Origin of the sequence: Marinomonas sp., from assembly GCF_039940335.1 — a bacterium.
Classification (GTDB): domain Bacteria; phylum Pseudomonadota; class Gammaproteobacteria; order Pseudomonadales; family Marinomonadaceae; genus Marinomonas.
In genome coordinates this window covers 102,543-112,287 of record NZ_JBDVGW010000015.1, presented here as the reverse complement: position 1 = coordinate 112,287, position 9,745 = coordinate 102,543, and the positions used below count along the sequence as shown (strand labels likewise).

Here is a 9,745-nt window from a genome sequence, read left to right as displayed (position 1 = left end):
TTGGTAGAGCAAATGACTGTTAATCATTGGGTCACTGGTTCGAGTCCAGTTCGAGGAGCCATCGGAGTATAGCGCAGTCTGGTAGCGCGCCTGCTTTGGGAGCAGGATGTCGGGGGTTCGAATCCCTCTACTCCGACCATTAGATATACCTATTAGTATTATCCTTTTATGAGCGGGTCGTTAGCTCAGTTGGTAGAGCAGTTGACTTTTAATCAATTGGTCACTGGTTCGAATCCAGTACGACCCACCATTCTTTGTAAATCCTTTTTTATCCTTTTGCTATTCTGATCTCAAAATAGTATTTTCTGCTATCTGCTATCTGCTATCTGCTATCTGCTATCTGCTATCTGCTATCTGCTATCTGCTATCTGCTATCTGCTATCTGTGGTGGCTTTTTGTGGTTTGTGGTTTGTGGTTTTGTTGGTTTGAATTGTGTTTGGGGGGGGGGTTACTTTCTACTGACTGACTGACTGACTGACTGACTGACGGACTGACGGGCTGACGGGCTGACGGACTGACGGGCTGACGGACTGATTGATGGTTGTGTTTATGTTGGTTGGAGTGTTTTTGTGTGTGTTGTGCGGGGGTAGGTAAATTGTGTTGGGTGTTGTTGTGGGTTGGTATAATAATATTTTTCGGAAAATGAGAGTGTGCTTAAATTAAAGGTTTTCGTTTGAAGTGGTGTTATAAGTGATTGTTTCTACAGGAAAAGTAGAAATGGTGGAGGGAGGTGGATTCGAACCACCGAAACTTTCGTGGCAGATTTACAATCTGCTCCCTTTGGCCACTCGGGAACCCCTCCACAGCAGCGCGGCATATATTATAAGCCGCGCTTAGTTCTGTAAAGCTTTTATTTCTATTTTTTTAATAATTTTTCAAGTTTTGCTTTCATGCGCTCTTCAGCGGATAAATTACCGTAAACATCCTCTTCTTGTTTCTTTGGGTTGCTCTTGTGTTTAGGTTTGTTGTTTTGTTTTACCGGAGGCTTGCTTCTTGGGCGTGCTGGTTGGTTTTTATCAGTCTTAGGACGATTTACTGTCGCTTTGCTTTTCTTCGGTAGCATGGCTTCTGGTAAGGCTGGCTCGTTGTTTACCGCTTGGCCTTCCAAGTCAATACGAGGCTGACCAGACAAAAGGCATTTTTTGTATCTGTCAGAGCGCGTGTAAGCCGCCAGAGCACGCTTTTGCTTGCTGGCGTTGAAGTCATCATCCAATACCATATCTTTATCGATACCAACTTTAAGTGGCTTTGGTTGGTTCCAGTCGAATGCTTTCGGATAACGGTCTTCCAGCATCTTGATTAGACGACGATTGTTTTTCTGGTTTTTTTGACGTTTCTTTTGCTCTGAACTTAATTCTGGTGTTGCAGCCGGGCTATTTTCACCCGTAAGTGCATCGGAGCTACCTTTTGCTGATACTTCTTGTGTTGACAAGGTTTCTTCAGCCAATGCTGTTACTTCTTCTTGTACTTCAGGTAGTTCGTTCATTTCTGTTTGAGGTTTAGTCATGTCAATCGTCTGTTTATCTATCGTGGCTTTTGCACTGGAATCAGCGCACTCAGGTAATAGGTTGAAGCTCAATTGAGTTTCAACCGGATAAGGGGTGTTCGTTTCTTGGGTGGCAGCGGGTTCCGGCATCAATAGATCAAGGGAGTCTTCTATGTAAAGCTGTAGTTGTTCCTCAGTTGAGCGATCTGCCATGTGCTGTAGTAGGTCCATGGAGGCGCTGTAATCTGAAGAGGGCACACTACCTTGACGGGTGAGTTGCTGGATTTGCTCATTGGCTCTGTCCAATTCTTCTAATAACTGGCTAACTCGATTTTCGAGCTGGGCGATAAGTTGTTCCATAAAACAAAGCTCAATATTTATAATGGAGTCAAGGGAATGGTAGGGGTCTTAGTTAGCCCTAGCATTTCCTGTTTCTGGTGGTCATTGGGTAAAACGAAAGCAACGTCTTCGCTGTCTTGCCACCAGAGATAGGCAAGAGACACGGTTAAGCTGACGACTAACATAGGTGTAAATTTCATTATGTTAGAAGGTTAACCCGGCACCAACCATGAAATGTTTGTCATAAACATCACTTTTACTATTCAATATTTTAATGAAAACATCTAGGCGAGTGGCGTCAGAGGTTGCGACGCGAAAGCCAGCTTCAGGGTAGTAAGTTAGCTCGTCATAGGTAGCAATACCTGCGCCAATGTAGGACCACATTGGGATGCCTGGAAATAACTGAAAAGCGGGAGTGGCGCTGTAAAAGCGCGTGCCTAACACCACAGCACTTTCAAAGGATTCACCAACAACAAATGAGAAGCCACCATATACCGATACGTTTGAAGGAGAGATTAATTCCATCGCAGTATTTACGATGGAGGTAACGTTTCGTTCATCGGTGGTTGGTCGTGCTGCGGTAGATTCAAAGGTGACCAAACTCGCGTATTGGTTTTCAGCAGCAGCTTGAGCGCTGAATAAAACTAATGCGGCAAGGACAAGTGATCTCATTGTTTTTCGTCCAATTGGTTGAGGCGCTCTAGCATTTGGGTTAAAGAAGACTCCCAATTTGACTGCTGCGCGTTGTTTTGCTCGATGTTTGATTGCAGTTCGCTTTTCTCTTCGCTCAATTCATAGTTTTGCATTTCTAGTTCAGAGATGCGCTTACGCAAAGAGCCGATTTCTTCAACTGCTTCGTTAATGCGTTGCTCAAGGTGGTGTAGTAATTCGTGGTTCATTATAAAATCCTAAAAAAATATGGTTATGTCTTTACCAAGCAATCACAACGTCTTGTTGTTGGACGTTGAGTATTTGAGCGTCTACGGCCAGCTCACCAATAGAGAAGTGAGGCTGAACCTGAGTGATTGTAACACTGATATTAGCGTTATTCAGCTGAGATTGCGCGTCTTGTAGCTGGTTGAAAATCTCATAGCGACGATAAACGTTAAATTTGTCCCCTTGCTTAACTCCAGCAAGGGATCCAGCTGAAATATGTATTCTATTTCCTTCGGTGCGAAAGATTTTGGCCATAAATGGCTGGCAACGTAATTTTTCGCTGGTGTCGATGGCGCTCTTCTTGACCACCTGCTCAATCACTCTGCCATAATGGGTTGACCAAAACCTAGCGGTGCCAAAACCTACACGGGCATGGTCCGAGATGTCCCAATTACCAGTTTCGTTATATCGTTGTTGAAATAACAGGGCGCCATTTAAGCTATCGTATAGGTATATGTCTACGACAAAATTACGCTCTTTTAAGCTCTCGTCTAGTGGTTGACTGTGCTTGTTGTCTGGTTCTCTTAGGTAGACTTCCCCCATGTCTCGAATGACACCGCTCACCAGATACTGAGCACCTAATTGATCGCCCACTAAAGAAATGTTGGAAAGTGTACGATCGTTGTTGCTGGTAATGGGAGCATTGATGCTATCCGGATAGAGAGCAATATTGGTCGCTGTGAGTGCGTTGAGGAAGCCTCGATTATTGATCTCATCGGCTAGGCTTTTGGGAAACTCTCTCGAAATATTGCCTAGGGCCCCTAGATTCGCCTGTTGAGGTGTTTGAACTTCGAAGCCTGTGATGGCGACCGATTTCTTATAGTAATGAGTGGAACCTGTGCTGCATTGAGTATCAGCGGTGACTTCCACTCGAGCAATAACTTTTAAGAAATCACCGTTGCGTTCTTCAGAGATAATTCGAGCTTTTTGTACTCGCCCCGCGCTTCTAATCTCAATGCTTGAATCGAGCTCGCCATTTTCTAAATGGTCTTTAACGCTCACTCGAGAGCTGGATTCAAGTACCGCTTGTTTAATGGCTTGTTCGGTAGCCCGATATCGGGCATCCACAAGATCATCATTGTAAATGACGGCTTCACCTACTGCCTGAACACTAAGCGCAAAGCTTAGGCTCGGTGTCAGCAGGATAAAAAGAAAGCTGGTTGCTAAGGCTAGAAAACGTACCATGTTATTCGATAGTGTAGAAATTAGTCGAAGGCTTGGCTGGACTTTCTATGTTCATTGATTGACTTGCAGAGCGAATCTGACAACTTGGGTTGCTGGTTAAGTACTCAGGTGAGCTAACACACTGGCGGAAGTTGTCTTGTAGTGCCATTTCAACCACGGTTTCAAAGGTGCCATCTTCGTGCTCTCGTTGAGATACTACTTTTGCGCCCACAAGGTAAGCATCTACATAAGTTCTCAGCTCATCGTGTTGTAGAACCATATTGCTCAAGGAGCTGGAACCGTCAATTTTAAGGCCGTATACACGTTCAGAAAGGTTACGATAAGCGTCTAGAGTGGAGCTGCGTAATGTCATGATGCGGGTTTGAGATTTTGAGTAGCGTTTGCTCGTCATCATCGCGGCATAACCTGTTGCGGTGACAATAATCGGCTCACTTTGGGGAATGTTAACGACTTGACTGTTGCTGTTGCTCTGGATGGTGTTGCTATTACTAGCATAGGATGTCGAGGTGTTGCCATTACAAGGTGCAACGCTAGTACAGTTCTGCGTTCCACTATTTAAAGACGTTGACTGGCAGCCATATAAAAGAATGCTTGTAACTGTGAGCAAAGATAAGCGTGTTAGTAATGTCATTGTGGCGTCCTGAATTTGGAAATCCTTATCATGATTTTTCGCTTTATTGTTTAAATAGCAGCAAACTTTGTGTCATTTCACTATGAGCCATTTGAAATACGGCCACCGTTCAAAAACTTGATAACCAGTAAAGCAACTTAATGTTGAAAATGTAAACTATTTTGAGGGTTAGCGTCCATGTTTGGGAGGACAAAAGTGAGGTTTTTATATCTTTTTGGCCATATAAAGCGGATATGACGAAAGAATTTCAAGAAAGTCAGTGTTAGGTAGGAAAAACGCACCATTATTTTTTGTTTACTATGGCTATGGTCGTCAGGGTAAAGTTAGATTACTATGCTGTATATTTATACAGTTTTAGAGGTTGTTTTGTCTCAGCGCAAAATTATCCACATTGATGCAGATTGCTTTTATGCCGCCATTGAAATGCGGGATGATCCAAGCTTATGTGAGTTACCTATTGCTATCGGTGGGCCAGCGGATACCCGCAGTGTCTTGGCAACGGCCAATTACGTCGCCCGTTCCTATGGGGTGCGCTCCGCTATGCCGACCTCTATGGCGTTGCGATTGTGCCCAGCCCTGAAAGTCTTGCCAGGTAATATGGCTAAATATCGTCAGGCTTCGGAGCAAATGCATGAAGTGTTTCGCGAGTTTACTACCATTATTGAGCCATTATCCTTAGATGAAGCTTACCTAGATGTCACTCATTCTAACGTTTGCCAAGGCAGTGCGACCCTCATCGCGCAAGCGATACGTGAAAGAATTTTTGCCCAAGTTGGGATTACTGTATCTGCAGGGGTAGCCAGTAATAAATTTCTCGCTAAAGTCGCCAGTGATTGGCAAAAGCCCAATGGTTTGACCGTGGTAACACCTGAACAACAAGATGAATTTGTTGCTGCTGTGCCAGTGAAGAGAATATCGGGCGTGGGGAAAGTTGCTCAGGAGCGATTTACTAAACTTGGCGTTGAAACCTGTGCTGATCTACAGAAGCTAGACTTTGCTTTGTTGCAAAAGGCTTTTGGCAGTATGGCGTTTCGCTTATCCCAATTTGCTCTTGGCGTAGATGATCGACCCGTAAGCACTTCGAGAGAGCGAAAAAGCATTTCTGTCGAACATACTTTTGCGAAAGACCTACAAGGCATAGAAGAAGGTGTCGCAGTATTGCCAAAACTCTTACAAGAGCTTGAACAGCGCATGAAAGGGCGCAATTTCGAAACCCGTTTAAATAAATATTACTTAAAACTGAAATTCGATGATTTTACGCAAACCACCATTGAGCGGCCTATTAAAGAAAAACTCTCCGTACAGATATTCAACGAGTTGTTTCAGCAGGCTTATCAGCGTCAGCAAAAGCCGATTCGGCTGGTGGGTGTTGGCTATCGTTTAATGACCGAATCCCCTCAACAAATGTCTTTGAGATTTGAATGAACGGCCTTCATTAAAAAGCTTTTATGGTAGGCTAGGGGTATTTATTTAAGCTTACGTCATAAGAGAGGAAACTATGTCAGAGTTATTGCCCTGTGTTGAGGTCGAGATAGGTGAAAAACCACAACATTGCGTAATATGGCTACATGGCTTGGGATCAGATGGTCATGATTTTGAAGGGCTAGTGCCAAGTTTAAACCTAGAAAAGAACTTATCTGTTCGATTCATTTTCCCCCATGCGCCGCGTCGTCCTGTCACAGTGAATGGCGGTAAGGTCATGCGTGCCTGGTACGATATTTATGAAATGACTCTTGATCGCAAGGTGGACATGGAGAATATCCAAGAGTCTTGCGAGCAAATTGAAGCCTTGGTTGCCGCGCAGATTGATTTGGGTATTCCGGCAGAAAACATTGTTATAGCGGGCTTTTCTCAAGGTGGAGTGATTGCTTACCAACTGGCATTACATTCCAATCATAAATTTGCTGGTGTTATGGCGCTATCGACGTATCTAGCTGACAGTGATCAAGTGCCCCTTTCACAAGAGTGTGTGAATGGTAAAACACCACTATTGATTCATCACGGCTCCCAAGATCCAATTGTCGACTCAAGCTTGGCGGTCAAAGCGAAAGACCTGTTTACTCAAAAGGGTTTTGATTTGGTCTACAAAACTTACCCTATGCCGCACTCTGTATGCCCTGAACAAGTCATCGACATTTCAGCTTGGCTGAATGAGCGTCTTTCCTAATTAGCTAGAGTAATAATTGATGATGACGGAACAATACCAAAACTGGCTTGCCTCTGCTTTACAATGGTCGAGGCAAGCTGGCGAAATGATCAAGCAAGCCCGTCAAGCTTCGGCTTTTGTCAGAGACTATAAAGCGGATCATGAATTGGTGACCACCACGGACGTCGCGGTGGATGAGTATTTGTGCGCAGAAATAGCCCGTACCTATGGTGATCACATAATCTTGTCTGAAGAGTCGTCGCCTTCGCTGGTGTTGAACGATCTTCCCAAGGGTACACCTGTCTGGGTGATTGACCCTATTGATGGGACGGTCAATTATGCCCATGGTCATCTTCATGTGGCCGTATCGATCGCGGTTTACTTAAATGGCGAGCGAGTGGTTGGTGTAGTGAATGCGCCTTTCTTGGGTGAGTGTTATTGGGCCACCAAAGATGGTGGCGCTTTTTGTAATGATCGTTCTTTAGCCGTGTCAGGCAATACAAACTTGCGTAACGCCCTAGTGGCCACGGGGTTTCCTTATCAGAAGCAAGCCCTAACCCCCATTATTGAGCGCGTTTCGCGTATTTTGCATGCTTGCCAAGATATACGTAGGAACGGTTCGGCGGCGTTAGACTTATGTTGGGTGGCATCAGGTCGAATAGATGCTTATTTTGAAACCGTAAAACCTTGGGATATGGCTGCAGGTGCCTTGATAGCCGAAGAGGCTGGCGCTAGAGTTGGGCGTTATGCGCCGACACAAAATAAACTTCCGGATGCAATTGATGGTGAATCCCTACTGGTGACAACCCCTGAATTATTCATGGCGCTAGCGTTATTACTGCGCAGGGAAGTCTAGCTTATTGCATGGGTATTAAACGATAACGTTAATTAGTTTTAAAAGGTTGGATATGTCGTTAACTGTATTTTTTATATTTCTGGCTATAGCGATAGCCATTATGGCCGTTTCTACAGGTTTTATACTAAGACAACTAAAGCGTAATAAAGAACGTGCCAGACGAATACAAGAAGGCGAGGCTCGTATGCAAGAAGAGCGTCAAAAACGCATAGACAGTATTCGTGTGCTTTTAAAAACGGTTGGTTCAGAAGAATTAAATTGGATTGAGACAAGTATTCGTATCAAGAATCTCTTGGACCAATTGGGAGTGGATTTATCCGCTCATGAAAACATTTCGGCTTTCTATATCATAGAAGAGAAAACGCAGCATATTCCGACCCATGACCAATGGAAGTCGCTTCCTATTACTGCCCGAGCCAAATTTTTAAAAGAAATGGATGCTTATGAAGAAGAATATAGGCCCCAATTGTTGCGTGCTAAGGATGCTTTGGCTGAGTACTCGTTCCACTAATGTTGCTAGAGCTACTTGTGTCCGTAGGGTTGTGCTTCCTGCTCTTGCTAGTGCTGCTATTGTTTTATATTCGGCATATGTACCGAGTGCCCTATTATCGATTTACTCAAGCAGACGCGGTGAAACTTTTGGAAAGCGCCATTCGAGGAGAATTATCCGAACGTGAGTGGGCAGTTTTTATCGGCATGGAGATTCGAGATAGTCCTGGTTTAGAATCTTTACGAGAATGCTGTATATTTATTGATGAATCTTGTGTAAAAAGTAATAGCTATGTAAATGGGCAGTCCTGCGTGGTTTTTAATAAGGACGGCTTGGCTCAGCTAGAAAAATTACTGGATGAGTGGCGCTACAAATCACAATACGATGCTTGAATGAAATAAATTATTAAAAATGACTGTAAGGGGTTAATTGAGATGGATGATGTGCAAGGCTTGTTAGATCAAGGCGCAGAGTGGATGCCTGTTGTAACCGATGCTCTAATCAATGTGGCTATTGGTCTAGTGATATTCTTTGTGGGTAAGTTTATTGCCTCAAAAATATCGGGCTGGTGTGAAAAACGCATGCTTAAAGCGAATGTAGATAAAGCCGTTGCAGGTTTTAGTTCAAGTATTCTTTATGCATTGATGTTTGCTGGTGTTGTGTTAATGGCACTTGGCCAAGTGGGCGTAGAAACAACTTCTTTCATTGCTATTCTTGGTGCGGCTGGTTTAGCGGTTGGTTTGGCTCTACAAGGTTCTCTATCTAACTTTGCTTCTGGTGTGCTGATCATTATTCTTCGCCCTTTTAAAAGCGGCGATTTCATTGATGCCGCTGGTCAAATGGGTTCAGTTGATCGCATTGAGTTGTTCAGTACTTATCTAAAAACAACGGATAACCGTGTGGTTATTGTGCCGAACTCTGCCATTATGAACGGCTCTATTGTTAATTTCTCTCGCGAGAAAACACGTCGTGTTGATTTGGTTGTGGGTATCAGTTATGACGCAGATATTCGTGTTGCCAAGCAAATACTTGAAGAGATTGTAAGTGCTGATGAGCGTATTCTAAAAGATCCAGAGTGTACTATTGCTGTGTCTGAATTGGCTGATAGCTCCGTTAACTTTGTTGTACGCCCTTGGGTAAATGCAGAGGACTATTGGACAGTGCGCGCTGACGTGTTGGAAAAAGTAAAATATGCCTTTGATGAGCGTGGCGTTGGTATCCCTTACCCACAAATGGATGTTCACCTGCACAAACAAGAGTCATAAGCTGTTGCTATAAGCTTTTTTTGTAAGTGAGTGTTAACTAAAATGCTGCCAATCGAATGCTTGGCAGCATTTTTTTATGGTTTTGAAAAGGTTGTAAATATTAATGAGTCGTTATCGTCCCCCATCTGCCCCAAAATCTGCCTATATAACTGAGCAAGGGGCTCAGATATTGTTAGGAGAGCTAAAATACTTGTGGAAGGAGAAGCGACCTGCGGTGACCGAAAGTGTACGAGAAGCGGCAGCCCAAGGAGATCGCTCGGAGAATGCGGAAAACATAAAAGAACCTTATTTTATATACTATTTGTCTTTTTATTATTATTTATCAATAGTTTATTAATAGTACTTATACTAATTAGAGTATACTATATCTCCAATATTGTAGGTAACACACAAAGAATGTATTACCCATAA

The 9,745-nt window shown here is 43.6% G+C and carries 12 protein-coding genes, 3 tRNA genes and 1 pseudogene; 9 read left to right on the top strand and 7 right to left on the bottom strand.

Going from position 1 to position 9,745, the window contains the following annotated elements:
- Positions 1 to 62 precede the first annotated feature (62 nt).
- Both ABJF92_RS15055 and ABJF92_RS15050 read left to right on the top strand, forming a co-directional pair.
- Positions 63 to 139: transfer RNA gene (locus ABJF92_RS15055), tRNA-Pro, on the top strand.
- 35 nt (positions 140 to 174) lie between these two features.
- Positions 175 to 250 (top strand) — tRNA-Lys (locus tag ABJF92_RS15050).
- 468 nt (positions 251 to 718) lie between these two features.
- On the opposite strand, the gene ABJF92_RS15045 is transcribed toward ABJF92_RS15050, so the two are convergent.
- The 7 genes from ABJF92_RS15045 to ABJF92_RS15015 form a co-directional block, all read right to left on the bottom strand.
- A tRNA-Tyr gene (locus tag ABJF92_RS15045) sits at positions 719 to 802 on the bottom strand.
- Between the two features lie 54 nt (positions 803 to 856).
- A complete protein-coding gene (locus ABJF92_RS15040; RefSeq protein WP_446816591.1) occupies positions 857 to 1,846 on the bottom strand; it encodes a ProQ/FINO family protein in 990 nt (329 codons plus the stop codon).
- A gap of 17 nt (positions 1,847 to 1,863) precedes the next feature.
- Positions 1,864 to 2,010 (bottom strand): hypothetical protein, encoded by a 147-nt coding sequence (locus ABJF92_RS15035; RefSeq protein WP_446816590.1) that lies wholly within the window; start codon positions 2,008 to 2,010, stop codon positions 1,864 to 1,866.
- Between the two features lie 19 nt (positions 2,011 to 2,029).
- Entirely contained in the window at positions 2,030 to 2,497 is a 468-nt protein-coding gene (locus ABJF92_RS15030) for a hypothetical protein (protein ID WP_446816589.1), read from the bottom strand.
- Positions 2,494 to 2,724, bottom strand: coding sequence for a cell division protein ZapB (locus tag ABJF92_RS15025; protein ID WP_446816588.1), 231 nt, complete (start codon positions 2,722 to 2,724; stop codon positions 2,494 to 2,496). Before ABJF92_RS15025 ends, ABJF92_RS15030 begins: the two co-directional genes overlap by 4 nt.
- Before the next feature lie 31 nt (positions 2,725 to 2,755).
- Positions 2,756 to 3,946, bottom strand: a complete 1,191-nt coding sequence (locus ABJF92_RS15020) for a flagellar assembly protein T N-terminal domain-containing protein (protein ID WP_446816587.1) — start codon at positions 3,944 to 3,946, stop codon at positions 2,756 to 2,758.
- Between the two features lies 1 nt (position 3,947).
- Positions 3,948 to 4,577, bottom strand: coding sequence for an LPP20 family lipoprotein (locus ABJF92_RS15015; RefSeq protein WP_446816586.1), 630 nt, complete (start codon positions 4,575 to 4,577; stop codon positions 3,948 to 3,950).
- Positions 4,578 to 4,943: 366 nt separating this feature from the next.
- Between ABJF92_RS15015 and dinB the strand changes: the two genes are divergently transcribed.
- From dinB to ABJF92_RS14980, 7 genes and pseudogenes are all read left to right on the top strand, one after another.
- Entirely contained in the window at positions 4,944 to 6,002 is a 1,059-nt protein-coding gene (dinB, locus tag ABJF92_RS15010; RefSeq protein WP_446816585.1) for a DNA polymerase IV, read from the top strand.
- Positions 6,003 to 6,075: 73 nt separating this feature from the next.
- Positions 6,076 to 6,744 (top strand): alpha/beta hydrolase, encoded by a 669-nt coding sequence (locus ABJF92_RS15005; RefSeq protein WP_446816584.1) that lies wholly within the window; start codon positions 6,076 to 6,078, stop codon positions 6,742 to 6,744.
- Positions 6,745 to 6,763: 19 nt separating this feature from the next.
- The gene (locus ABJF92_RS15000; protein ID WP_446816583.1) at positions 6,764 to 7,579 is read left to right on the top strand and encodes an inositol monophosphatase family protein; all 816 of its coding nucleotides are present in this window, start codon (positions 6,764 to 6,766) and stop codon (positions 7,577 to 7,579) included.
- A gap of 52 nt (positions 7,580 to 7,631) precedes the next feature.
- Entirely contained in the window at positions 7,632 to 8,090 is a 459-nt protein-coding gene (locus ABJF92_RS14995) for a DUF2489 domain-containing protein (protein ID WP_446816582.1), read from the top strand.
- A 17-nt stretch (positions 8,091 to 8,107) separates the two neighbouring features.
- Positions 8,108 to 8,461: a hypothetical protein gene (locus ABJF92_RS14990; protein WP_446816581.1), complete on the top strand. Its 354-nt coding sequence runs from the start codon at positions 8,108 to 8,110 to the stop codon at positions 8,459 to 8,461.
- A 42-nt stretch (positions 8,462 to 8,503) separates the two neighbouring features.
- On the top strand, positions 8,504 to 9,334 hold the full coding sequence (locus ABJF92_RS14985; RefSeq protein WP_446816580.1) for a mechanosensitive ion channel family protein: 831 nt from the start codon (positions 8,504 to 8,506) through the stop codon (positions 9,332 to 9,334).
- A 103-nt stretch (positions 9,335 to 9,437) separates the two neighbouring features.
- Positions 9,438 to 9,611 (top strand): annotated as a pseudogene (locus ABJF92_RS14980) (transcription elongation factor GreB); the annotation flags it as partial.
- Between the last annotated feature and the right edge of the window lie 134 nt (positions 9,612 to 9,745).